Source organism: Mesorhizobium sp. AD1-1 (assembly GCF_020164655.1).
Taxonomy (GTDB): Bacteria; Pseudomonadota; Alphaproteobacteria; order Rhizobiales; family Rhizobiaceae; genus Mesorhizobium; species Mesorhizobium ciceri.
Genome location: NZ_JAIUGP010000011.1, coordinates 133,133 through 156,239, shown reverse-complemented (window position 1 = coordinate 156,239; position 23,107 = coordinate 133,133). Strand labels below are relative to the sequence as shown.

Below are 23,107 nucleotides of genomic sequence, written 5' to 3'. Positions count from 1 at the left end.
GAAGGTACTCGTAATGTAACCTCAGGTTGCTTAAGAACGCATTAAGACATTCCGGCAAACTGGCATGGCTCCCGATTCGCGGTGAAAAATAGCGTCGAGGTGAAGAAACCAAGTCAAGCTTTTGGTTTCGGCTGGTGTTTCAGCGGCCACACCATAGCTTTCGTCCGCCTTACTTTGGGTGACCCAGAGAGTCTGTTGAAATAAAAATTCTCCGCGTTAGTGTCTGGACACGAGCCGCAGGACGGGAACCAGCGGCGCGCTCAAAGGGGTCAGATATCGGCTCCAGGGCGTCAACACTTAATAGGCGCGCCAACGGCAGCGCCGACAGGGAGAACTTCATGCTGAAAAACATGCTGAAGGCGACTGTGTTCGCCACGACGATGACGCTGGCCGCCGGGACGTTCTACACGCAGGCCTTTGCCGAGACCGTCTATAACAGGGGCACCGCCGCTGAATCGGAGTCGGTCGATCCGCACAAGACCTCGACGGTTTACGAAGCCAATGTCCTGCGCGACCTGTTCCAGGGCTTGGTCATGCAGGACCAGAAGGCCAATCTCATTCCTGGTGCCGCCGAGAGCTGGACGGTTTCGGACGACGGAACCGTCTATACGTTCAAGCTGCGCAAGGACGGCATGTGGTCGGATGGCAGCCCGGTTACGGCGGACGATTTCGTCTATGCCTTCCACCGGCTGGAGGATCCGGCGACCGGCGCCGAATATGCCTCGATGCTGTATCCGGTAAAGGGTGCGGAGGACGTCAACACCAAGAAGGGCAAGCCTGAGGACATGGGCGTCAAGGCGATTGACGCAAATACCCTGGAGGTCACGCTGAAGGCGCCGACGCCCTACTTCCTGGAGATGCTGACCCACCAGGCGACCTATCCGGTGAGCAAGGCCTCCATCGAAAAGCTCGGCGCCGATTGGATCAAGCCCGGCAATCTCGTTTCGAACGGCGCCTATACGCTGGCCGAATGGGTTCCCAACGATCATATGAAGCTGGTCAAGAACCCGAAATTCTGGGATGCGGCGACCGTCAAGTTCGACGTCGTCAACTACATCCCGACCGAGGACCGCTCTTCGGCGATGAAGCGCTTCGAGGCAGGCGAACTGGACAGCTACGACGACCTTCCGACTGAACAGCTCGCCGATCTCAAGACCAAGTTTGGCGACCAGATCCACGTTGGACCGTATCTCGGCACCTATTATTATGCGATCAAGACCGACAAGGCGCCGTGGGATAATGTAGAGCTGCGCAATGCCATCTCGATGGCGATCGACCGCGACTTCCTCGCCGAAAAAGTCTGGCAGAACTCGATGCTGCCCGGCTATTCGATGGTGCCTCCCGGCATCGAAGGCTACACGCCGGCAATGGCCAAATATGCGGACATGCCGCAGATCGACCGCGAGGATGCGGCCAAGAAGATCCTCGAGAAACTCGGCTATACGCCCGAAAAGCCGCTGAAGATGGAAATCCGCTATAACACGTCGGAAAACCACAAGAACACTGCGGTGGCGATCCAGGAACAGCTGAAGCCGCTTGGCGTCGACGTCACGCTGCTCAACACCGACACCAAGACCCACTACTCCTTCCTCGAGCAGAAGGGCAACTATGATCTGGCACGTGCCGCCTGGATCGCCGACTACAAGGATCCGGAAACCTTCCTCGGCATCTCGCGCAAAGCCAGCGGCAACAATTATTCGGACTACAACAGCCCGGCCTATGAAGCGGCCATGGACAAGGCGGCCGCCGCCGGCGGCAACCCCGAACAGCGCATGAAGGAACTGGCCGACGCCGAACGCATCCTGGTCGACGACGTCGGCCAGATACCGCTCCTCTATTACAGCTACCACGATATCGTCTCCTCGAAGCTGCATGGCTTCGTCGACAACGTGATGGACGTGCATCCGTCGCGCTTCGTCAGCAAGGACTAACCCTGGCCAAGCCACCGCGCCCTCCAGGCGCGGTGGCGATGGTTTGCCATCGCATCGGCCCGGGTACCGGAATTCGATTTCGGCAAATGTCGGTGCGAAGATTTGAAAGCTGGAGCGCGGCCGTCCAACTGGACGCGCGCGGCTCTGGATCAAGCGGGGCACCGATGCTGCGATACGTATTACGGCGGCTTCTGACCGCCATTCCAACGCTGTTCGTCATCGTGACAATGGCGTTTTTCCTGATGCGCGTCGCGCCGGGCGGTCCTTTCAACCAGGAGCGGGGGCTCAGTCCCGAGATCAGGGCCAATCTCGAAGCCCAGTTCGGCCTCAACGACCCGCTCTGGCTGCAATTCGTCCACTATCTCGGCAATCTGTTGCGCGGCAATTTCGGCCCGAGCTACAACATGCCGGATTTCACCGTCACCGAACTGTTCGCCAAGGGGCTGCCGATTTCGGTTCAGCTCGGCGCCTCGGCGCTCGTCCTGGCGCTGCTGCTCGGTTCCGTGCTCGGCACCATTGCGGCGCTCAATCAGAACAAGCTTGGCGACTATACGGTGATCGCGCTGGCGACGGCCGGCAGCACCATCCCAACCTTCGTCATCGCGCCGGTGATCCAACTCCTGTTCGGGCTGACCTGGAGGCTGCTGCCGATCGGTGGGTGGGGCGATGGCGCTTTCATCAACAAGGTCGGTCCGGTGCTGACGCTCGCCCTGCCGCAGATCGCCATCGTCGCCCGGCTGATGCGTGGCTCGATGATCGAATCCTTGCGGTCCCACCACATCCGCACGGCGCGCGCGCTGGGCCTGTCCGACTGGTCGGTGGTGGTCAAGCATGCGTTGCGCGGCGCCATCCTGCCGATCGTCTCCTTCACCGGTCCGGCGGCGGCGGCACTGCTGACCGGCTCGGTCATCGTCGAGACGATCTTCTCCATCCCAGGCGTCGGCCGCTATTTCGTCGATGCCGCGCTCAATCGTGACTATACGCTGGTGATGGGAACGGTGGTGGTGATCGCCATCTTTACCATTGTCTTCAACCTGATCGTCGACGTCATGTACGCGGTCGTCGATCCGAGGGTGCGCTATGACTGACATCGCGGCCACAGTCGCCCCCACCGTCATCGGCCGTTCGCTCTGGGGGGATGCCTGGGCGCGGCTCAAGGCCAATCGCGCCGCCATGTTCAGCCTGTATTACCTTGCCCTGATCGGGGTCGTCAGCGTGTTCGGGCCGTGGTTCGTGCCGCATCAATACACCACCATCTATGCCGACTATGTGCGCATGCCGCCAAGCCTGTCAGCCTATCCGAAGGCCGACATGATCGAGACGGCGCTCACCGAAGCGATCAAGCGCATGCGGGTCGACATCAAGGAATGGCGGCAGGAAGGCAACCAGGTCTTCGTCACCGTCAAGTCGACCAGGCCGATCGACGATCGCAACATCCGCTATCTTGACCGATCCGATGCCTTTGACGACACCAAGACCGAGAGCAAGTCGCCGGACGGTCTGGAAGTGACGATGAGCGCCTCGATCAAGCAGCAATATTTCCTGTTCGGCACCGACAACACCGGACGGGACCTGTTGTCGCGCACGCTGATGGCCGGGCGTATATCGCTGGCCATCGGCCTGCTCGCGGGCGTCGTGGCGGTGGTCATCGGCGTGGTCTACGGGGCCGCTGCCGGTTTTGCCGGAGGCAAGGTCGACGAGGTGATGATGCGCATCGTCGACGTGCTCTATTCCTTGCCCTTCATCTTCTTCGTCATCATGCTGGTGGTGTTCTTCGGCCGCAACTTCGTGCTGATGTTCCTGGCCGTCGGCGCCGTGCTGTGGCTCGACATGGCGCGCATCGTGCGTGGCCAGGCACTGTCGATCCGCCGCCAGGAATATGTCCAGGCGGCGGAAGCCATGGGCGTCGGCCAGCGCGGCATCCTGCTGCGCCACGTCATCCCCAACCTGCTCGGCCCGGTGGTCATCTACATGACGCTGCTGGTGCCGCAGGTGATCATCCTGGAAAGCTTCCTATCGTTTCTCGGCCTCGGCGTGCAGGAGCCGATGACCAGCTGGGGCGTTCTGATCTCGGTCGGCGCCAAGAACATCGGCACCGCCAACTGGCTGCTCCTGTTCCCCGCCTTCTTCCTCGTCTCGACGCTGTTTGCGCTGAACTTCGTCGGCGACGGCCTGCGCGACGCACTCGACCCGAGGGATCGCTAAGATGGGGATCGCTAAGATGCGGATCGATAAAGAGGGGGACCGCTGAGATGGCTGCTTCCGAAACGATCCTCAGCGTCAAGGATTTGCGTGTCCGCTTCCGCACGCTCGACGGCGCCGTCGAGGCGGTCAAGGGCATAAACATCCATGTCAAATCGGGCGAGACCGTTGCCGTGGTCGGCGAATCCGGCTCCGGCAAAAGCCAGACGATGATGGCGGCGATGAGCCTGCTGGCGTCGAATGGCGAAGCGACAGGCAGCGTCGACTATCGTGGCCGCAATCTTCTAACACTCAGCAAATCCGAGCTCAACAAGGTCCGTGGCCGCAAGATCAGCATGATCTTCCAGGAGCCGATGACTTCGCTCGATCCGCTCTATTCAATCGGCAACCAGTTGATCGAACCGATCCGCCGGCATCGGGGCCTGAATGTCGCGGAGGCGCGTGAAGAAGCGCTCAAACTGCTGCGGCTGGTGCATATTCCCGATCCCGAGCGGCGGATGAAATCCTATCCGCACGAAATGTCGGGTGGCCAGCGCCAGCGTGTGATGATCGCGATGGCGCTCGCCAACGACCCTGACATATTGATCGCCGACGAGCCGACGACGGCGCTCGACGTGACCATACAGGCGCAGATCCTGATGCTTCTGGCCGAATTGCAGCGCAAGCTCGGCATGGCGATCGTCTTCATCACCCACGATCTTGGCATCGTCCGCCGCTTTGCCGATCGGGTCTATGTCATGCGCCAGGGCGAGGTTGTCGAGGAGGGGGAGGCGGAGGCCATCTTCGTCAACCCACAGCATGCCTACACGAAAATGCTGCTGGCGGCCGAGCCGACCGGCAGCAAGGCGCCGCCGCTCGCCAACGCCCCAGTGCTGCTCGAAGGCAGGAATGTCGAAGTGACGTTCAGGATCGGCGGCGGGTTTCTTGCTGGCGAACCGCTGATGCTGCGTGCAGTCGATCACATCTCGATCCGGCTGCAGCGCAACCAGACCATCGGCATCGTTGGTGAATCCGGCTCGGGCAAATCGACTCTTGGCCGCGCCTTGCTGCGGCTGTTGCCGAGTGACGGGCTCATCCGTTTCGGCGATCGCGACATTTCCCAAGCCGACCGGCAGGCGATGCGGCCGCTGCGGCGCCAGATGCAGCTCGTCTTCCAGGACCCGTTCGGCTCGTTGTCGCCGCGCATGACTGTCGGCCAGGTCATCACCGAAGGACTTCTGGTGCATGAGCCTGACCTTTCGGGCAAGCAGCGTGATCAACGCGCGGTCGAGGCATTGCGCGAGGTCGGCCTCGACCCCAACGCCCGCAACCGCTACCCGCACGAATTCTCCGGCGGTCAGCGGCAGCGCATCGCCATTGCCCGCGCCATGATCCTGAAGCCCAGGCTGGTGGTATTGGATGAGCCGACTTCGGCGCTCGATCGCTCTGTGCAGAAACAGATCGTCGAACTGCTGCGCAAGCTGCAGGCGGACCACGAATTGTCCTATCTCTTCATCAGCCACGATCTGTCGATCGTGCGCGCCATGGCCGACTACATCATCGTCATGAAACAGGGCAAGATCGTCGAGGAAGGGCCGACCGAGGCGATCTTCAGCAATCCGCAGCACGCCTACACACAGACGCTGATGGCCGCCGCGATCGACGTGACGCGATTTCGCCTGAGCGCCTGAACCGGGCTCTGCACCGAGGCGTTGGCTGTCCGCTCAATTCGCGGACCTCTGGCACTTGCGCGCTCGCACGGCGGCAATGGCATCCTGTTGCTGCTTAAGCCGGTCGATCCTGGCTGTTTCACGGTTGGCTACCGCGGTCTTCACGCGTGAGCCGCCGAGCAGCCAGCGTGGAACATTGGTGTTGGCGACCTTGCCGCGCGTGATTGCCGTTTGCGAGATGTCACGGGCGACGTCTCCCATCGCACTGTTGAGGTCGGTGCACGTCATTGAATCGTATTTCGCTGGATCGACGGTTCTGCCGAGCGATGAACAGCCAGCGACGAGAACCAGCGTCATCACAAGAATCAAGGGCGGGGCTGTGGTTGAATTCAAATTCATGTCGCACTCGGCCCGCCGTTTCACTCATTCCATCAGGTTAATCGACCCTAGAGCCGACGGGCCTTTTCGTCAAAATATGCGGCCGCGAAGGAACCTGCCACAGGGCTCGGCCATGCGGTCGACAGCAGGAACCTCCCCAGTCTGAATTGCTATTTGCCGGGTGTGGAGTTCAATCGCTGGCAAACGGAGAGTGCCGGTTCCGGCGACGTCGAGGCGGCTTTCCTAAGCTGCTTCGGCCACCAACGTCGACGGGGGACCGCCGAGCACTGTCTGAGCGATCTCAGCGTCATTTTCATCGACATGCGCCGTCACCAGGACGACGCCCTCGGCCACGTCCTGATCATCCGCCTTCATGGCGCGCAGGGCGAATGTTCCAAACAGACCGCCGGCAACGCCGCCACAGACCGCGCCAGCCACCGCTGTTGGCAATACGCTCGCAGCAACAGGATTGATGCCAACTGCCGCAACGGCGCTCAGACATGCCAACCCGCCGGCGGCAGCGCCCAGTACCGACCCCAAAGCGGAAACCCAAACAGATCCTGTCTCGTCATTGTAAGGCCCGATGATCGCGATCTGTACGCGAGGAATTCCGGCCGCCACCAAGTCGCTAGCGACCCTCGTCGCATCGGCGTGGGAATCAAAAAGTCTGCTAATCGTCGGCATGGTCGCTTAACGCTTCGGGCTGTTCAGCAGCGTGTCGGTGAGGAATGACGCGGCAATCAGGTCGTCAACCTCGATTCGGCCCTCGCCGCCCTCCATGATGGCCGCGACCTTCTGGAAGATCTTTATCTCGTCTTCGGTAATCTGGGCTTGCTGCATCCTGGCCTTGATCTCTGTTACTCGCGTGCTCAGGGCATCGGATCGTTTGGTCTCCCGGTTCGACATGCTGCTGCTCTTGGTTTCATCGATCATTTTTGCCCGCCCCCCCGAATTTGGGGCAAGCGCATGCGTTTCCAACCTGGACTTCGGTCGGGCAGGGGTCAGACCTAAGTCTGGCTAGGGGCAATTGTCTTGCCGACGATGCTGCCAAAAGCATGATCAAAGGGCCTCTCGTGGCCCGATTCCTTCAAGAATCGGGCCGGAGATCTGTGGTCAGTACCCGTCGTTCTCGATCACCACGGGATGGTGCCGATGGTGGTGGCGATGGGTGGAGACGGAACCTGTCACGACAACGGTATCGCGGTGATGATGCCGGCGCCCATGGTCGTAGAACGCCACAGTACCATGGCGGCGGTGGTGCAAGCGCTGACCGTCTTCGTTGATGATCTTGACGCTGCCGTGATGTCGATGATGGGTTCTAACAACCACATCGGCTTCGGCTGCCGAAGCCACGACGGGCAGTCCAATGGAAAGCGCCAACGCGCACATGATCATTGTTTTCATTGCAATTCCTCCGTTTTCTTAATTAGCCCTTCATTGGATTAACTGCCCCTGATCGCTTTGGTTCCGGTGGTCCGGCATCGGCCCGAACGTTCACTGTCACCGCGGGATCTCGTCAACGACGGAACATTAGACGTGCCTGATGGTTTTATTTCTCGCAGCCGGGATCACGATTTGGTGTCTGCTGCGGATCAGTCGGCAAAGACTGGTCGGCCCGCGTTCTCCGCAAGAGGCGCGGGCTTCCCCCCAGGCAACAGGAGAGAGATCATGAACAATATCATTTGGCTCGTTGGAGCTGTGGTCATCGTGATAGCGATCTTGAGCTTTTTTGGCCTCCGCTAGCCGGACGCGCGTACCAGTTGAGATGTTTTCCGGAATCTGTCCGCGAGCGCACGCACGAAGGCATCAGGCGGCCGGTTGAGACCGTCTGGTTGCTGTCCAGTGCAACAGGCATCGCTGTCGGCCGGCGGGGAGACGCGAGTAATCTCGCTTGAGGGGCAGGTGGAGCGCCGAAGTCGGGATGCGCTAACTCTTTGTTTTTTCTGGTCGGAGTGGCAGGATTTGAACCTGCGACCCCCTCGTCCCGAACGAGGTGCGCTACCAGGCTGCGCTACACTCCGTGACCAGACCGCGGGCTTATAGCCGCCACACTTCGTTCCTGCAAGCGGCATGGCAGCACTTCTGTCGCATTTCATCGGCTTTCGTCGAGCATAGCCCGAAAGGCTCGGATTCCCTCCTGGGATAAACGTGGCTTAAAGCCTTCTGTGCTAAGCCGCAGTCCTCGACAACTCGTAATTTCCGCCACTCGGAGTTTTCCAGTCTTGTCCTTCAGCATCGTTGGCGACGCCCGGCCCAACAGTTTCGAGTTCGAAACCGAAGCGCTGATCAAGCCATCCGGCTTTCGAGAATATGATGCGCGCTGGTGGTTTGGCCATCCCGGCTCCGCGCAACTGCCGGAGCTCAATCTGATTGGCGTCCAGGCGCTCGGAATGGGGCTTGGCACGCTGATCCGCCGTGTCGGTGCCGGTCCCGATATCGTCACCGGGCACGATTTCCGCTCCTATTCGCTTGGCATCAAGCTGGCGCTGGTGTCCGGTTTGATGGCTGCAGGCGCTCGGGTGAGGGACATCGGACTGGCGTTGTCGCCGATGGCCTATTTCGCCCAGTTCGCACTGGACGTGCCTTCGGTCGCTATGGTCACCGCCTCGCATAACGAGAATGGCTGGACCGGCGTCAAGATGGGTGCGGCGCGGCCGCTGACTTTCGGGCCGGAAGAGATGAGCGCGCTGAAGCAGATTGTACTGGTCGGCGATTTCGATCTCGTCGGCGGCGGCTCCTACGATTTCGTTCGCGATTTTCGCGCTACTTATCTCGACGATCTGACCAAGGACAAGCGCATCACCCGAAAGCTGAAAGTGGTCGCCGCCTGCGGCAACGGCACCGCCGGCGCCTTCGCGCCGCAGGCGCTGCATCGCATCGGCTGCGAGGTCATCCCGCTCGATGTCGAACTCGACCACACCTTTCCGCGCTACAATCCCAATCCCGAGGATATGCAGATGCTGCATGCCATCAGGGACAAGGTGCTTGAGACTGGAGCCGATGTCGGCCTTGGCTTCGACGGTGACGGAGACCGCTGCGGCGTCGTCGACAATGAGGGCAATGAGATTTTTGCCGACAAGGTCGGTGTGATGCTGGCGCGCGATATCTCCAGCCAGCATCCGGGCTCGACCTTCGTCGTCGACGTCAAGTCGACCGGCCTGTTCAACACAGACAGCGTGCTGCGCGCCAACAGCGCCGTCACTGACTACTGGAAGACCGGCCACTCCTACATCAAGCGCCGCGTCGCCGAGCTTGGCGCCGTCGCCGGTTTCGAAAAGTCGGGCCATTTCTTCTTCAACCCGCCAGTCGGGCGGGGTTATGACGATGGGCTGGTCACCGCCATCGCCATCTGCCAGATGCTGGACCGCAGCCCCGGCAGTTCGATAGCCGATCTCTACCGCGCGCTGCCGCTGACCTTCGGCACGCCGACCATGTCGTCGCACTGCGCGGACGATGTGAAGTATGGCGTTGTCGAGCGGGTGGTTGCCGACTTTCAGGCCATGAAGCGGGATGGAACGGTTTTTGCGGGCCAGAAGATCGCCGACCTCATCACCGTCAACGGTGCGCGCGTTGTCGCCGAAGACGGCACCTGGGGACTGGTGCGCGCCTCGTCGAACAAGCCGGAACTGGTCGTGGTCGTCGAAAGCCCGGTGTCGTCGCAGCGTCGACGGGAGATGTTCGAGGCTGTCGACACCGTGCTGCGCCGCAGCCCCGAGGTGGGCGCCTACAACCAGACCTTTTGAATGGTGGTTGAATGACCGAGCGGATTGTCAGTTTTGTCATGAGCGGCGGCGTCGGCTCGCGGTTGTGGCCGCTGTCGCGCGAGGACAATCCCAAGCAGTTCCACGATTTGTCCGGCGACGGCTCGATGCTGGCCAAGACCTTGCGCCGGCTGACGGCCCGGCCGGAAGGCGAAACGCCGATCTTCCTGATTGCCGCGGAGCGCCATGCCGACCGCGTTCACGCCGATCTTGCCGGCCTCGACCTCGCCGGCGGCGGGCCGCTGTTCGAGCCGACCGGGCGCAACACAGCCGCCGCCGTCGCACTGGCGACGCTGCGCACACTGTCCGAGTTCAGCGACAGCCTGGTGCTGGTGGTGCCGTCGGACCATGAGATATCGACCCCGCGCCAGTTCTGGCAGAGCGTCGAAGCCGGCACCGAAGCAGCGCGTAGCGGCCGGCTGGTGGTGTTCGGCATCAGGCCGATACAGCCCGAGACCGGCTACGGCTATATCGAGGTTGCGGCCGAAAGCGGCGGCATCTTCGACGTGTCGCGCTTCGTCGAAAAGCCGGATCTTGCGACTGCGCAAAGCTATCTCAAGGCCGGAAATTTCTACTGGAACACCGGTATCTTCCTTTTTCGCGCCAGCGCCATGCGTGATGCCTTCATAGCGTTCCAGCCGGATATCTGGCAGGCCACCGAAGCAGCCTACAAGGCAGCGACATCGGATTTGTCCGGCCTTTACATGCCGCTAGAACTCTACGCCGCCATTCCGTCGAACTCGATCGACTACGCCATCATGGAGCGGGCAAAAGACATCGCGATGGTGCCGGCCGGCTTCCGCTGGAACGATCTCGGCTCATGGCAGTCGCTGCTCGATGTCGGCCCCGCCGACGACCGGGGCAATGTCATCATCGGCGACGTCGTCGCCATCGATTGCGAGAATTCCTACATTCGCAGTGACGGCCGCCTGCTGTCGGCGATCGGCATGAAGGACATCGCCATCGTTTCGACATCGGATGCCACCTTCGTCGCTCCGGTCAGCCACAGCCAACACGTCAAGAAGATCGTCGAGCAGCTCGAAAAATCGGGTCGCCTGGAAACCAGGTTCACGCCGGCGCATGACCGCGTCATCGAAAGCGGCGCCTGGCGGCGGCGCGTGCATCACTGGCTGTTTCAGGAGACCTTGCCGCTGTGGTCGACATCGGGCGTCGACGAACGCCATGGTGGCTTTCACGAAGCGCTTGGCCTGGACGCTTCGCCGTTGATGAAGTCCAAGCGCATGCGCACCATGGCAAGGCAGGTCTATGCCTTCGCCGTCGCCCGGGCGCGCGGCTGGGACGGTCCGGCCGACCGGCTGATCAGCCACGGCATCGCCTTCATGGCCGGCAAGGGCCGCACCGACAAGGGCGGCTGGGTTCGGACGCTGAATGTCGACGGTTCGGTCGCCGACGCCACCGAGGATGCCTACGATCATTCCTGCGTGCTCCTGGCACTGGCGCATGCGCATATGTCTGGCAATCCCGACGCCTTGCGCCTCGGCGAGGAAACCTTCGCCTTTCTCGATGCGCATCTCGAAGACAGCCGCATGACCGGCTTCCTTGAGACATCGGACGGCAAAGGCGAGCGCCGCTCCAACCCGCATATGCACCTGCTCGAGGCCTTCCTCGCCTGGCACCAGGCAACCGGCGAGCGCGCCCATCTGCGCCGCGCAGCGCGCATCATCGACCTCTTCCGCAGTCATTTCTTCGATCCGGAAAGCTGGACGCTTGGCGAGTATTTCGATGCCGAATGGAAACCATCCGCCGGCGAGAAAGGCTCGTGGACCGAGCCTGGCCACCATTTCGAATGGGCCTCTTTGCTGGTCGATTTCGCTGGGCGCAGCGGCCAGGCCGAGTTGAGCGGCTTTGCCAGGAAACTCTACGCCTCGGCCATCGCCAATGGCCTCAACCGCGCCACCGGCCTTGCCTATGGCGCCGTCTCGCGACAGGGCCTGCCGCTCGACCTGATATCGCGCAGCTGGCCGCAGGCCGAAGCGGTGAAGGCGGCGATCGCGCTGGATGGTTCGGGCGGGCCCGATCTCAAGCCCGAGATCGAAGCGCGCGTCGGCCGGTTGTTCCGCTGGCACATCGACCCGGCGCCGCTCGGACTGTGGATCGACCGCATCGACGAACGCGGCCGCTCGCTGGCGACCGATGTGCCAGCCAGCATCTTCTATCATCTGGTCTGTGCGCTGACGCAATATCTGGACAGCACGGCCGACCTGAAGGCGTAGAGGGCTGGATCAGTACGGGCTCGCCACGTCACCCGTCTCGACATAGATCGACTTCAGCTGCGAATAGAGCGCCAGTGCGGCCAGTGAATTCTCACGCCCGATGCCTGACTGTTTGAAGCCGCCGAACGGGATTTCCACCGGCGTCAGATTATACGCGTTGATCCAGCAGGTGCCGGCCTGCAGTTCGGCGATGACGCGGTGGGCGCGCGGCAGGTCGCGCGTGAAGACGCCGGCAGCGAGGCCGAATTCGGTGTCGTTGGCGCGGTCGATCACCTCGTCCTCACCGTCGAATTTCAACACGCTCATCACTGGTCCGAAAATTTCTTCACGGGCGATGCGCATGCCATCGGTCACGCCGGTGAACACCGTCGGCTCGACGAAGAAGCCGCCCTGAAAGCCCTGCAGCGAAGGCACATTGCCGCCGCAAGCAAGCGTCGCTCCATCCTGCTTGCCGATCTCGATATAGCCGGCCACCTTGTCGTGCTGCGCCTTGGAGACCAGCGGTCCCATCTGGGTTTCGGGATCGAGCGGGTCGCCGATGCGGATTTTCTTGGTCCGCTCTATCAGACGGTCGACAAAGCGGTCGTGGATGCCGCTCTGCACGAAGACGCGCGTGCCGTTGGAGCAGATCTGTCCGGTCGAATAGAAATTGCCGAGCATGGCGCCGCCAATGGCGTTCTCGATGTCGGCATCGTCGAACACGATCAGCGGCGACTTGCCCCCGAGTTCCATCGTCGCGTGCTTCATCTTCGAGCCGGCAAGCGACAGCACCTTGCGGCCGGTCGGCACCGAACCGGTCACCGAGACCTTGGCGACGACATCGTGGCCGACAAGCCCGGCGCCGACATCGCCATAGCCCTGCACAACGTTGAACAAGCCGTCGGGTAGCCCCGCTTCGCTGTAGATCTCGGCCAGTGCCAGCGCCGACAGCGGCGTGTTTTCCGACGGCTTGAACACCATGGCATTGCCCATGGCGAGCGCCGGTGCCGATTTCCAGCCGGCGATCTGGATCGGGTAGTTCCATGCGCCGATGCCGACACAGACGCCGAGCGCTTCGCGCCTTGTGTAGGCGAAGGGTCCGCCGAGATCGACCGACTCGCCGTTGTAGGCGGCAACGGCACCGCCGAAATATTCAAGGCAGTCCGCAGCCGAGGGCGCATCCGCCACCAACGTTTCCTGGATCGCCTTGCCGGTGTCCAGCGTCTCGATGCGAGCGAGGTCGGCGTTGCGGGCGCGCAATATGTCGGCGGCGCGGCGCAGGATGCGCCCGCGCTCGACCGGCTTCAGCCGCGCCCAGGCGGGCTGCGCCGCTCGTGCTGCCTCGACGGCGAGTTCCAGCACGTTCGGCGTTGCCGAACGTAGCATGGCGATGGTCTCGCCGGTTGCCGGATAGATGACCGGCAGCGGGGCGCCGCCTTCGTCCTCGATGTAGCGTCCGTTGACATAGTGCGATGCCGTGGGCTGAGCGCGCATGGAAGTCTCCAGATTGTCTTTCGCGGCATGCGGATCGTGCAGTCACACGATCATGCTCTATCTGTCCGACGCCTGCCAGCGCGGATTGATCCATGGTTCCTGGTTGGACGGCGCCAGCGGCGTGCGGCCAAGGATGTGATCGGATGCCTTCTCGCCGGTCATGATCGACGGCGCATTGAGATTGCCGTTGGTGACGCGCGGGAAGATCGAGGAATCGGCGACCCGCAATCCTTCGACGCCGATGACCCGGCACTCCGGATCGACGACACTCATCACGTCGTCGGCGCGGCCCATCTTGCAGGTGCCGCAAGGATGGTAGGCGCTCTCGGCGTGATCCCGGATGAAGATGTCGAGATCGTCGTCCGACTGCACGTGGCTGCCCGGCGATATCTCCTTGCCCCGATAGGGATCGAACGCCGACTGGCCGAAGATCTCGCGCGTCAGCCGGATGCAGTGGCGGAACTCCGCCCAGTCGTCTGGATGCGACATGTAGTTGAAGTGGATCATCGGTTTCGATTTCGGGTCCGGCGAGCGCAGCGTCACCGACCCCCGCGACTTCGAGCGCATCGGTCCGACATGCGCCTGGAAGCCGTGCGACTTGGCCGCCGCCTTGCCGTCATAGCGGACTGCCGCGGGGATGAAATGGTACTGGATGTCGGGGTAGTCGACGCCGGCACGCGATCGCACGAAGGCCGCCGCTTCGAAATGGTTGGTGGCGCCTAGCCCGTTCTTGAGGAACAGCCACTGCGCCCCGATGAGCGCTTTCGAGAACGGATTCAGCACCGAATTGAGCGTGATCGGCAGCAATGATTCCTGCTGGATGTAGAGCTCCATATGGTCCTGCAGGTTGCGGCCGACGCCGGGCCTGTCGGCCACCACCGGAATGCCGTTTTCGCGCAGATGCTCGGCCGGACCGATGCCGGACAGCATCAGGATCTTGGGCGAATTGATCGACGATGCGGCGACGATTACCTCACGTCGCGCCTTAACGACCTGAATCTGTTTGTGAGCTTCGATCTCGACGCCGATGGCGCGCTGATTCTCGATGATCACCCGCCGCGCAAAGCCCTTGACCAGACTGACGTTTTTGCGCTTCAGCGCCGGCTTCAGATAGGCCGATGCCGCCGACCAGCGGCGGCCGCCGCTGATGGTCTGCTCCATCGGCCCAAAACCTTCCTGCTTGGAACCGTTATAGTCCTCCGTCAGTTCGAACCCGGCCTGGCGGCCAGCCTCGACAAAGGCACCATAGAGCGGATTTTTACGCGAGCCGCGCTGCACATGCAGCGGGCCGCCGTGCCCGCGCCAGCCATCTTCGCCGCCATCCGAATCCTCCATGCGCTTGAAATAGGGGAGCACGTCGGCGAAGCCCCAGCCGGCCGCACCCTCTTCGGCCCAATGGTCGAAGTCGCGGGCGTGGCCGCGCACATAGACCATGCCGTTGATCGAGGACGAGCCGCCGATAACCTTGCCGCGCGGTGTCGCCAGCACACGGCCGCCGAGATGCGGCTCCGGCTCGCTGGCAAAGCCCCAGTCGTAGAGGCTCATGTTGAGAGGGATCGACAGCGCCGACGGCATCTGGATCAGCGGCCCGATATCGCCGCCGCCGAATTCGATGACGATGACCGAATGCTTGCCGTCTTCCGACAGGCGATAGGCCATGGCCGAGCCGGCCGAGCCGGAGCCGATGATGACGAAATCCGCTTCAAGCATGGTTCATATGCGCCATGAAATCGGCGAGCGAGACATTGCCGCCGGTAGCCACAACAAGGACGGTCTTGTCCTTCACATCCACCTTGCCGCCGAGCAATGCCGCGATCGACGCCGCCCCCGACGGTTCGAGCACCAGCTTCATGCGCTCGAAGGCGATCCGCATCGCGCGCCGCACCGATTGGTCGTCGACGGTGATGCCGTGAACACCCGCCGTCTTGACCGCGGCAAACGGAGCATCGCCCGGCCGTCGCGACATCAAACCGTCGCAGATCGATTTCGGCCCGATCGGCATCGTCTCGATAGCGCCATGCGCCAGCGACGAGCCCATGCCATTGAAACCTTCCGGCTCGACGCCGATGATCTCTGTCGCTGGCGACAGATAATGGAAGGCAAGCGAAACGCCGCCGATCAACCCGCCGCCACCGACCGAGCAGAACAAGAGGTCGGCCCTGGCACCTTTGGCTTCGAGTTGGTCAAGCGCTTCGAGGCCGGCGCCCGCCTGGCCGGCGACGATCTCCGGATCGTCGAATGGATGCAGCAGCGCCAGGCCCTCTGTCTCGGCGATCTCGCGCGCCTTGGCGGCGGCGACTTCCTCTCGCGCGCGCTCGCCATGGTCGGTCAGCACGACGCGGGCGCCATAGCCCGCCGTGGCATCACGCTTGGCGGCCGGTGCGTCGATCGGCATGACGATGGTGACGGGAATGCCAAGCGCCTGGCCGGCAGCCGCCAGCCCTTGCGCGAAATTGCCGGAGGAGTAGGCGACGACGCCCTTCTTCGCTTCGTCAACTGAAAGCTGCTTCAGGCGCCAATAGGCGCCGCGCACCTTGAATGAGCCGGCCCATTGCAGCGATTCCGGCTTGATGAAGACGCGGGCGGCGCCGGTCTCGCGGGCTAGTGCCGTCGATTCCAGCAGCGGCGTGATCTGCGTCGCCCTGGAGGTGACGGCATAGGCCTGCTTGAGATGGTCAAGGGAGGGGACGAGAAGGTCTGACATCATTCGCCTCGCGGATACCGTTTGCTCTCTTCGAGATTGTCGAGGTTCATGTGATTGCGCATGTAACGCTCGGACGCCTTTTGCAGGGGTTGGAAATCCCAGGGGTAATAGGCGCCGTTGCGCAGCGCCGGATAGACGACCCAGCGGCGCGCCTGGCTTTCGCGGACAGCGGCGTCGAAGCCGGCCATGTCCCAGCGTGTCTGGACCTTGTCCATGAATGCCGCCACCAGGCCCGCATTGGCCGCGTCGTCGGCCAGATTGTCCCGTTCGAGCGGATCGGCTTCGAGATCGAACAGTTGCGGCGGATCGAGCTCGCAATGGACGAATTTGTATCTGCCGTCGCGGATCGCCACCAAAGGCGCATTGGACCCTTCGGCCGCATACTCCATCAACACCGGCGCGGTGCGCTCGATGCCCTCGGTGAGCGGCAGCAGCGACTGGCCGTCGGTCCACGGCGCGATCGCAGCGATGTCGATGCCGGCGAGATCGCAAAGCGTCGGCGCCACGTCGAGATTGGAGACCGGCGTCTCGATCAGCCCGGCGCGAACGCCCTTGCCGGCAATCATCAGCGGTACCCGCGCCGAACCCTCGAAGAAGCTCATCTTGAACCACAGGCCGCGCTCGCCGAGCATGTCGCCGTGATCCGAGCAGAACAGGATGATTGTGTCGTCGGCCATGCGTGTGCGCTTGAGAACGTCCAGGATCTCGCCAAGCTTGTCGTCGACATAGGAGATGTTGGCGAAATAGCCCTGCCGCGAACGACGCACCTGCTCCGGTGTGATCTCGAAAGAGGGGTAGTCACTGGCGTGGTACAGCCGCCGGGAATGCGTATCCTGCTGGTCATACGCGATGAACCCGGTTTCCGGGTCCAGCGCCTGGCAATGCTCATAGAGATCCCAATACTGCTTGCGCGCGACATAGGGATCGTGCGGATGCGACAGCGAGACAGTGAGGCACCAAGGCCGATGGTTCGCATCGTCCTGTTCGCGCGAAAGCTGATAGAGCTTCTGCGTGGCCAGGAACACGACCTCGTCGTCATACTCCATCTGGTTGGTGATCTCGGCGACGCCTGCACCGGTCACCGAGCCCAGATTGTGATACCACCAGTCGATACGCTCGCCGGGCTTGCGGTAATCCGGCGTCCAGCCGAAATCGGCTGGATAAATGTCGGTCGTCAGCCGCTCCTCGAAACCATGCAACTGGTCCGGCCCAACGAAATGCATCTTGCCCGACAGGCAGGTGTAGTAGCCGGCGGCGCGCAAATGATGGGCAAAGGTCGGGATCGACGAGGCGAATTCGGCGGCATTGTCATAGACGCCGGTGCGCGACGGCAATTGCCCGCTCATGAACGAGGCACGGCCCGGCGCGCAGAGCGGCGAGGCCGTGTAGTTGTTGGCAAAGCGCGCCGAACGCGCGGCCAACGCTTTCAGATGCGGTGTATGCAGAAACTCCGCCGGTCCGTCCGGAAACAGGGTTCCGTTGAGCTGGTCGACCATGACGATCAGGAAATTGGTTCGCTTCATTGTCACTGTTTGCGCCGCTCGCCAAGTTTGGTTTCGAGATAGTCCTCGACCAGCGCGATCGCGGTCGCGGCATCGGGCACGCCGTCTTTCAGCGCCCGCCTGATGTAGAGCCCGTCGATCATCGCCGCGGTCGCTTCGGCGGCGCGGTCGGCTTCGGCTCTGGGCAAGATCCCGGTCAGCCCGCTCATCAGGTTCGAGTGCAGCCGCCGCGCGTAGACCTTGAGCAGCCGGCGCAAGGCCGATGATTTCTGCGCCTCGACATAGAAGGCGAGCCAGGCGGCGATGGTTTCCGGCTGGAACTGGATGTCGGAGAAGTTGACAGCGACCACCGCCGAGACCCTTTCGCGCGCGCTATTGGCCGAGCCAAGGGCGCGCAACGTATCGGCTGTAAGCTCCGCCAGTATGTGCCGCATCGTCGCCAAGAGCAGCTCGTCCTTGGCGCCAAAATAATGATGGGCAAGGGCTGACGACACGCCGGCGCGTCCGGCGATCTCGGACATGGTCACGTCGAGCGAACCGCGCTCGCCGATCGCCGAGATCGTCGCGTCGATCAGCGCCTTGCGGCGCAGCGGTTCCATTCCGATTTTCGGCATCTCGCCATGATCCTTTGAGAGAACAGGATTATTTTTTATTGACGCGTCAATCAACAAAAAAATCGGCCGCGATCTCGGCTGTACCAAGCGATTGTACGCCTCCAGCCCTTCACGAAACCGGCACGATTGTTTATCTTTGAACAATAGATGCGAAATGCGCCGTGAGCCGACATGCCAGGCCGGCGCCAAGGATGGAGACCGCCATGACCGCATGCATCGTCGGATGGGCGCATTCGCGCTTCGGCAAGCTTGAGGGCGAAACGCTCGAAAACCTCATCGTCAAGGTGGCAACGGACGCGCTCGACCATGCCGGCATCGGTCCCGACGAGGTCGACGAGATCGTGCTCGGCCACTTCAACGCCGGTTTTTCGGCGCAGGATTTCACCGCCAGTCTGGTGCTTCAGGCCGACGACCGGCTGCGCTTCAAGCCGGTGACGCGTGTCGAGAACGCTTGCGCCACCGGATCGGCGGCGGTCCGCCAGGGCATCCGCGCCATCGACGCGAATGCCGCTCGCATCGTGCTGGTGGTCGGCGCGGAGCAGATGACGACGACGCCGGGGCCGGAGATCGGCAAAAACCTGCTCAAGGCGTCCTATCTGCCCGAGGACGGCGAGACACCCGCGGGTTTCGCCGGCGTCTTCGGCAAGATCGCGCAGGCCTATTTCCAGCGTTATGGCGATCAGTCGGATGCGCTGGCCATGATTGCCGCCAAGAACCACAAGAACGGCGTCGACAATCCCTATGCGCAGATGCGCAAGGATTTCGGCTATGAGTTCTGCCGCCAGGAGAGCGAGAAGAACCCCTTCGTTGCCGGTCCTCTGAAGCGCACCGACTGCTCGCTGGTCTCCGACGGCGCCGCCGCCCTTATCCTTGCCGACACCGCCACGGCACTGAAGATGCGCCGTGCCGTTGCCTTCCGCGCCAACGAACATGTGCAGGATTTCCTGCCGATGTCGAAGCGCGACATTCTGACCTTCGAAGGCTGCGAGCAGGCCTGGAACCGGGCGCTGAAATCGGCCGGCGTGACGCTCGACGATCTGTCCTTCGTCGAAACGCATGACTGCTTCACCATTGCCGAACTGATCGAGTACGAGGCGATGGGCCTTGCCAAGCCGGGAGAGGGGGCGAAGCTGGCGTTGGAGGGCACAACGGCCAAGGATGGTCGCCTGCCGGTCAATCCATCCGGCGGGCTGAAGGCCAAGGGCCATCCGATCGGCGCCACTGGCGTGTCCATGCATGTCTTGACCGCCATGCAGCTTGTCGGTGAGGCCGGCGGCATCCAGGTGCCGGGCGCAAAACTGGGCGGCATCTTCAATATGGGCGGTGCGGCGGTCGCCAACTACGTTTCCATTCTCGACCGGATCAGATAAACCGCCCGCATTTGCGGGAGGTGACATGACAAATCCGGTTCTGATCGAAGTCTTGCGCGGCGCGATCGTCGAGAGCGCGCATCGCGGCTCAGTCGCGGTCTTCGATGGCGACGGCAAGCCCGTGTGGGAGATCGGCGATACGGCCAAGCCGGTGTTTCCGCGCTCGGCGGTCAAGGCGATCCAGGCCTTGCCGTTGGTCGAAAGCGGGGCGGCGGATGCCTATGGTTTCGGCAACCGCGAACTGGCGCTCGCCTGCGCCTCCCACTCGGGCGAGCCGGCACATGTCGACCTTGCGCGATCCATGCTGGCCAAGGCTGGGCTGGACGGATCGGCGCTCGAATGCGGCACGCATTGGCCGTCCAATCATGACGCCGAGATTGCGCTCGCCCGCGCCGGCGGCTCGCCGAACGCCTTGCACAACAATTGTTCCGGCAAACATTCCGGCTTCCTCTGCACCTGCGTCCACGCCGGCATTGCGCATCGCGGCTATGTCAAGCCGGGACACGGCCTGCAGGACATGGTGCGCGACGCCATGCAGTCGGTGACGGGCGCTGTCCATGATGAGGACCAGCGTGCCATCGACGGCTGTTCGATCCCGACCTACGCGGTGCCGCTCAGGAGCTTCGCGCTCGGCTTTGCCCGCATGGCCACGACATCAGGTTTTGGCCCAGAGCGAGCCAAGGCTGCAAAGCGGCTGCTTTCCGCCTGCATGGCCGAACCCTTCTTCGTTTCCGGCAGCGGCCGCGAAGACGTCGCGTTGATGGAGGCCGCACCAGGGCGGATTTTCACGAAGGGCGGCGCCGAAGGCGTCCATTGTGCCGCAATTCCGGAACTCGGCCTCGGCATCGCACTCAAATGCGATGATGGCGCCGGCCGCGCCGGCGAAGCCATGGTTGCCGCCGTCCTTGCCAAACTGTTGCGTGCCGACGAGGCCTTGGCGGCGAAGCTGCTCGAATTGGCAAACACGCCCATCGAAAATCGCAACGGTGCCAAAGTCGGAGCGCTGAGGCCGACGGCAACTCTCAAGTGACGTGATTGCGCTCGACGGTCAGATGCGCGTAGCCGCTACCGTTTGACGAGGCGAGATCGCCTGTCGCGGGCTCCGCCCAGCGCTGGCCGACAACCGCACCGTTCAGGGCGCCGTCGATGACATTGTCTGAAATGACGGCCGTACCGGCGCCCTCGACCACGGATACGACGATCCCGGTTCCTGCCTTGCGGATGATGTTGCCGGTGGCGACGACATTGCGCAGGTACGGGCCCCAGCCGATCTGCATGCCATAGAGTGGCGCGTTCTCGACGACATTGTTGGAAACGGTGGTGTCGGCCTCAACGCCGATGCCGACGCCAAATCCCGGCGAGTCGGCGGGGTAGGGGCCGCTGGTCGACAGATTGCGCACGATGTTGCCGGAACAGACGCCCATGCGGCCGCCTTCGTTGAAATTGACGATCGAGATGCCGTTGGCGGCGCCGTCGACGATGTTGTTGCTGATGATGGCGCCTTCGAACGAGAACTCGGAATAGATCGCCGTTTCGCCAGAGCGCGAGCAGGTGTTGCCCGATATCTGCAGGTTGCTGGCGCTGTTGGCGCGGATGGCCGAGAAGGCGCAGTCCGAGACGATGTTGCCCGAGATGACGACATTGCCGGCGCGAAAGGCATTGATGCCGTTGCCGTTCTGCCCGGTTCCGCCGCTGCGTGCCTGGATCCCTTGGACGCGGTTGCCGGTGACCATGGTGCCGTCTTCGGCCACCTGCCAGCGGTGTACGAGGATGCCGCCATTGGCGCAGTCGGAAACGGTGTTGCCCGTGATGGCCAGCCCGCCGGCTTCGACCGAATAGATGCCGGCATCGGCGGCGCCCGATATCTCACAGCGCTCGATCCGGCCGATCGCGTGTTCCAGCGCCAGCCCGTTCTTGCCGCTGCCGGTGATCTGGCAATTGTCGATGGCGAGGTGCGCGACACGGCGCAGATCGAGCAGCCCTTGCGTGTAATCGCCCATCGCGCGGTTCGCACCATCGAAGACCAGCCCGCTCAGTTCGATATGGTCGGCCTGTTCGGCCATGAACAGGTGGCCGTCACCGCCGTAAACGATGCGCGTCGCGCCCGGCACGCCGGAAAGACGCACGCGGCCGGGCAGCGAAAGATTGGAGACGACATAGGTGCCGGGCGGCAGGAACACCGGCATGTCGCGGCTGTTTGCGTCACGCAGCAGTTTGGCGAAGGCCTTGCTCTGATCGTCTGATGTGCCGGGCTGCACGCCGAGTTCGGTGGCATTGATCGAGCCGCGCATCGAGGCTTTCTCGATGCCGCTCAAGCTTGCGGCTACCGCCTTGCCGAGCGCAAGGCCCATGACGGCAAAGCCGGCGGTTCCAGTCAGCAGCGTTCGTCTGTTCAACATCGGCACAGAATCCCAGCGTTCAACCTTGGCGTCGCAGGAATCGTGCCAGACGGTTTGCCTCTCCTCTGGACGGAAACGACAATGGCTTGTCGAGCAGCCTCTGCGGGCCTAAGTTCAGGAAATGAGCAGAGCTTTCACCCGCGAGGAAGACAGCGAAAATGCCATCGCCGGTGTCGGTGAGCGGCCGGTCAGCCAGCATCGCAATCTGGTGACGGAACGCGGCCTGGCGCAGATCGAGGAAAATCTGGCCGATCTGCGCGACATACTGGCGAAGGCCGAACGCAAAGCCGACCGCGAGCGCATAGCGGTCGTGTCGCGCGATCTGCGATACTGGACCGCCCGGCGCGAAAGCGCCGAACTCTCGGTGCCGGAGCCGGGCAGTGACGTTGTGCGCTTCGGCATGGGCGTCACGATCGAGAGCGATGATGGCAAGAAGGTGCATTGGAAGATCGTCGGCGAGGACGAGGCTGATCCCACCAAGGGCAGCATTTCGCATGTTTCGCCAATGGCTGTCGCCCTGTTCGGCAAGAAGATCGGCGACGTGGCCAGCGTCAACGGCAAGGAATGGGAAATCGTCAAGCTCTCCGAGAGCTAGGACGTCTCAAATCCGCCGCACTGATTGGCGGGTCATTTGGCGAGTTTCTGAAGCCCGACCTGATATTTGTCCATGACCTCGCGCGCGGCCTTCATCTGCCGTTCGAACCTGTCGGCCACCGTCTTAAATGATGCCGTGATCAGTTTCGATGATCTGGAGCTGATCGCCCGATTGCAGATTCAAGCTGTCCAGCATTTCCCGTGGCAAGATCAGGGCATCTGATCCGTCGTCGAGCTTGTGGATGGTCGTCTTCACGGTTACCGCACCTTGGTTGCAGTGTCAGTCTAGCACAACC

General features: G+C 62.5%; 20 protein-coding genes and 1 tRNA gene. 10 read left to right on the top strand and 11 right to left on the bottom strand.

Features of this window, described 5'->3' with window-relative positions:
* Positions 1-338 precede the first annotated feature (338 nt).
* From LB519_RS20960 to LB519_RS20945, 4 genes are all read left to right on the top strand, one after another.
* Positions 339-1,931 carry a peptide ABC transporter substrate-binding protein gene (locus LB519_RS20960; protein ID WP_013532692.1) on the top strand — a complete coding sequence of 531 codons (1,593 nt, stop codon included), beginning with the start codon at positions 339-341 and terminating at the stop codon, positions 1,929-1,931.
* A 164-nt stretch (positions 1,932-2,095) separates the two neighbouring features.
* On the top strand, positions 2,096-3,019 hold the full coding sequence (locus tag LB519_RS20955; protein ID WP_013532691.1) for an ABC transporter permease subunit: 924 nt from the start codon (positions 2,096-2,098) through the stop codon (positions 3,017-3,019).
* Positions 3,012-4,136 carry an ABC transporter permease gene (locus tag LB519_RS20950; protein WP_224621058.1) on the top strand — a complete coding sequence of 375 codons (1,125 nt, stop codon included), beginning with the start codon at positions 3,012-3,014 and terminating at the stop codon, positions 4,134-4,136. The genes LB519_RS20955 and LB519_RS20950 overlap by 8 nt, the downstream gene beginning before the upstream one ends.
* 47 nt (positions 4,137-4,183) lie before the next feature.
* On the top strand, positions 4,184-5,803 hold the full coding sequence (locus tag LB519_RS20945) for an ABC transporter ATP-binding protein (RefSeq protein WP_224621056.1): 1,620 nt from the start codon (positions 4,184-4,186) through the stop codon (positions 5,801-5,803).
* 33 nt (positions 5,804-5,836) lie between these two features.
* Here the strand turns inward: LB519_RS20945 and LB519_RS20940 are convergent, their stop codons facing one another.
* The 5 genes from LB519_RS20940 to LB519_RS20920 form a co-directional block, all read right to left on the bottom strand.
* Positions 5,837-6,181 carry a hypothetical protein gene (locus tag LB519_RS20940; protein ID WP_013532688.1) on the bottom strand — a complete coding sequence of 115 codons (345 nt, stop codon included), beginning with the start codon at positions 6,179-6,181 and terminating at the stop codon, positions 5,837-5,839.
* A gap of 222 nt (positions 6,182-6,403) precedes the next feature.
* Positions 6,404-6,844: a hypothetical protein gene (locus LB519_RS20935; protein ID WP_224621053.1), complete on the bottom strand. Its 441-nt coding sequence runs from the start codon at positions 6,842-6,844 to the stop codon at positions 6,404-6,406.
* A 6-nt stretch (positions 6,845-6,850) separates the two neighbouring features.
* Positions 6,851-7,093, bottom strand: coding sequence for a hypothetical protein (locus LB519_RS20930; protein WP_027164085.1), 243 nt, complete (start codon positions 7,091-7,093; stop codon positions 6,851-6,853).
* A 180-nt stretch (positions 7,094-7,273) separates the two neighbouring features.
* On the bottom strand, positions 7,274-7,564 hold the full coding sequence (locus LB519_RS20925) for a hypothetical protein (protein WP_024503706.1): 291 nt from the start codon (positions 7,562-7,564) through the stop codon (positions 7,274-7,276).
* Positions 7,565-8,104: 540 nt separating this feature from the next.
* Positions 8,105-8,181: transfer RNA gene (locus LB519_RS20920), tRNA-Pro, on the bottom strand.
* Between the two features lie 201 nt (positions 8,182-8,382).
* Between LB519_RS20920 and LB519_RS20915 the strand changes: the two genes are divergently transcribed.
* Both LB519_RS20915 and LB519_RS20910 read left to right on the top strand, forming a co-directional pair.
* Positions 8,383-9,903 carry a phosphomannomutase/phosphoglucomutase gene (locus tag LB519_RS20915; protein ID WP_224621051.1) on the top strand — a complete coding sequence of 507 codons (1,521 nt, stop codon included), beginning with the start codon at positions 8,383-8,385 and terminating at the stop codon, positions 9,901-9,903.
* 11 nt (positions 9,904-9,914) lie between these two features.
* The gene (locus tag LB519_RS20910) at positions 9,915-12,155 is read left to right on the top strand and encodes a mannose-1-phosphate guanylyltransferase/mannose-6-phosphate isomerase (protein ID WP_224621049.1); all 2,241 of its coding nucleotides are present in this window, start codon (positions 9,915-9,917) and stop codon (positions 12,153-12,155) included.
* A 9-nt stretch (positions 12,156-12,164) separates the two neighbouring features.
* Here LB519_RS20910 and betB read toward each other — a convergent pair whose 3' ends face one another.
* From betB to betI, 5 genes are read right to left on the bottom strand one after another with little or no spacing between them, the layout of a single operon-like run.
* Positions 12,165-13,628 (bottom strand): betaine-aldehyde dehydrogenase, encoded by a 1,464-nt coding sequence (gene betB / locus LB519_RS20905; RefSeq protein ID WP_013532682.1) that lies wholly within the window; start codon positions 13,626-13,628, stop codon positions 12,165-12,167.
* A 57-nt stretch (positions 13,629-13,685) separates the two neighbouring features.
* Entirely contained in the window at positions 13,686-15,338 is a 1,653-nt protein-coding gene (betA, locus tag LB519_RS20900; protein ID WP_224621048.1) for a choline dehydrogenase, read from the bottom strand.
* On the bottom strand, positions 15,331-16,332 hold the full coding sequence (locus LB519_RS20895) for a threonine/serine dehydratase (RefSeq protein ID WP_224621046.1): 1,002 nt from the start codon (positions 16,330-16,332) through the stop codon (positions 15,331-15,333). Before LB519_RS20895 ends, betA begins: the two co-directional genes overlap by 8 nt.
* Positions 16,332-17,855, bottom strand: coding sequence for a choline-sulfatase (betC, locus tag LB519_RS20890; protein ID WP_224621044.1), 1,524 nt, complete (start codon positions 17,853-17,855; stop codon positions 16,332-16,334). The genes LB519_RS20895 and betC overlap by 1 nt, the downstream gene beginning before the upstream one ends.
* Positions 17,856-17,857: 2 nt before the next feature.
* Positions 17,858-18,448, bottom strand: a complete 591-nt coding sequence (gene betI / locus LB519_RS20885) for a choline-responsive transcriptional repressor BetI (protein WP_013532678.1) — start codon at positions 18,446-18,448, stop codon at positions 17,858-17,860.
* Between the two features lie 203 nt (positions 18,449-18,651).
* On the opposite strand from betI, the gene LB519_RS20880 reads away from it, so the two are divergent.
* Together LB519_RS20880 and LB519_RS20875 are read left to right on the top strand one after the other, a co-directional pair.
* Complete coding sequence (locus LB519_RS20880) at positions 18,652-19,818, top strand: acetyl-CoA acetyltransferase (RefSeq protein ID WP_224621042.1); 1,167 nt, start codon at positions 18,652-18,654, stop codon at positions 19,816-19,818.
* Positions 19,819-19,843: 25 nt separating this feature from the next.
* A complete protein-coding gene (locus LB519_RS20875) occupies positions 19,844-20,848 on the top strand; it encodes an asparaginase (protein ID WP_224621041.1) in 1,005 nt (334 codons plus the stop codon).
* On the opposite strand, the gene LB519_RS20870 is transcribed toward LB519_RS20875, so the two are convergent.
* Positions 20,841-22,217, bottom strand: coding sequence for a TIGR03808 family TAT-translocated repetitive protein (locus LB519_RS20870; protein ID WP_224621040.1), 1,377 nt, complete (start codon positions 22,215-22,217; stop codon positions 20,841-20,843). The genes LB519_RS20875 and LB519_RS20870 overlap by 8 nt on opposite strands.
* A gap of 121 nt (positions 22,218-22,338) precedes the next feature.
* Here LB519_RS20870 and greA point away from each other — a divergent pair, with 121 nt between their 5' ends.
* Together greA and LB519_RS20860 are read left to right on the top strand one after the other, a co-directional pair.
* Positions 22,339-22,812, top strand: a complete 474-nt coding sequence (gene greA, locus LB519_RS20865; RefSeq protein WP_224621039.1) for a transcription elongation factor GreA — start codon at positions 22,339-22,341, stop codon at positions 22,810-22,812.
* Between the two features lie 72 nt (positions 22,813-22,884).
* Positions 22,885-23,034, top strand: coding sequence for a hypothetical protein (locus tag LB519_RS20860; RefSeq protein ID WP_224621038.1), 150 nt, complete (start codon positions 22,885-22,887; stop codon positions 23,032-23,034).
* Positions 23,035-23,107 lie beyond the last annotated feature (73 nt).

Coding starts and splice junctions, on each gene's coding strand:
- LB519_RS20930 (WP_027164085.1), bottom strand. CDS start 7,093: ATGATCGATGAAACCAAGAGCAGCAGCATGTCGAACCGGGAGACCAAA.
- betI (WP_013532678.1), bottom strand. CDS start 18,448: ATGCCGAAAATCGGAATGGAACCGCTGCGCCGCAAGGCGCTGATCGAC.
- LB519_RS20860 (WP_224621038.1), top strand. CDS start 22,885: ATGACCTCGCGCGCGGCCTTCATCTGCCGTTCGAACCTGTCGGCCACC.
- LB519_RS20895 (WP_224621046.1), bottom strand. CDS start 16,332: ATGTCAGACCTTCTCGTCCCCTCCCTTGACCATCTCAAGCAGGCCTAT.
- LB519_RS20910 (WP_224621049.1), top strand. CDS start 9,915: ATGACCGAGCGGATTGTCAGTTTTGTCATGAGCGGCGGCGTCGGCTCG.
- LB519_RS20940 (WP_013532688.1), bottom strand. CDS start 6,181: ATGAATTTGAATTCAACCACAGCCCCGCCCTTGATTCTTGTGATGACG.
- LB519_RS20925 (WP_024503706.1), bottom strand. CDS start 7,564: ATGAAAACAATGATCATGTGCGCGTTGGCGCTTTCCATTGGACTGCCC.
- betB (WP_013532682.1), bottom strand. CDS start 13,628: ATGCGCGCTCAGCCCACGGCATCGCACTATGTCAACGGACGCTACATC.
- betC (WP_224621044.1), bottom strand. CDS start 17,855: ATGAAGCGAACCAATTTCCTGATCGTCATGGTCGACCAGCTCAACGGA.
- LB519_RS20880 (WP_224621042.1), top strand. CDS start 18,652: ATGACCGCATGCATCGTCGGATGGGCGCATTCGCGCTTCGGCAAGCTT.
- LB519_RS20875 (WP_224621041.1), top strand. CDS start 19,844: ATGACAAATCCGGTTCTGATCGAAGTCTTGCGCGGCGCGATCGTCGAG.
- LB519_RS20950 (WP_224621058.1), top strand. CDS start 3,012: ATGACTGACATCGCGGCCACAGTCGCCCCCACCGTCATCGGCCGTTCG.
- greA (WP_224621039.1), top strand. CDS start 22,339: ATGAGCAGAGCTTTCACCCGCGAGGAAGACAGCGAAAATGCCATCGCC.
- LB519_RS20960 (WP_013532692.1), top strand. CDS start 339: ATGCTGAAAAACATGCTGAAGGCGACTGTGTTCGCCACGACGATGACG.
- betA (WP_224621048.1), bottom strand. CDS start 15,338: ATGCTTGAAGCGGATTTCGTCATCATCGGCTCCGGCTCGGCCGGCTCG.
- LB519_RS20945 (WP_224621056.1), top strand. CDS start 4,184: ATGGCTGCTTCCGAAACGATCCTCAGCGTCAAGGATTTGCGTGTCCGC.
- LB519_RS20935 (WP_224621053.1), bottom strand. CDS start 6,844: ATGCCGACGATTAGCAGACTTTTTGATTCCCACGCCGATGCGACGAGG.
- LB519_RS20955 (WP_013532691.1), top strand. CDS start 2,096: ATGCTGCGATACGTATTACGGCGGCTTCTGACCGCCATTCCAACGCTG.
- LB519_RS20870 (WP_224621040.1), bottom strand. CDS start 22,217: ATGTTGAACAGACGAACGCTGCTGACTGGAACCGCCGGCTTTGCCGTC.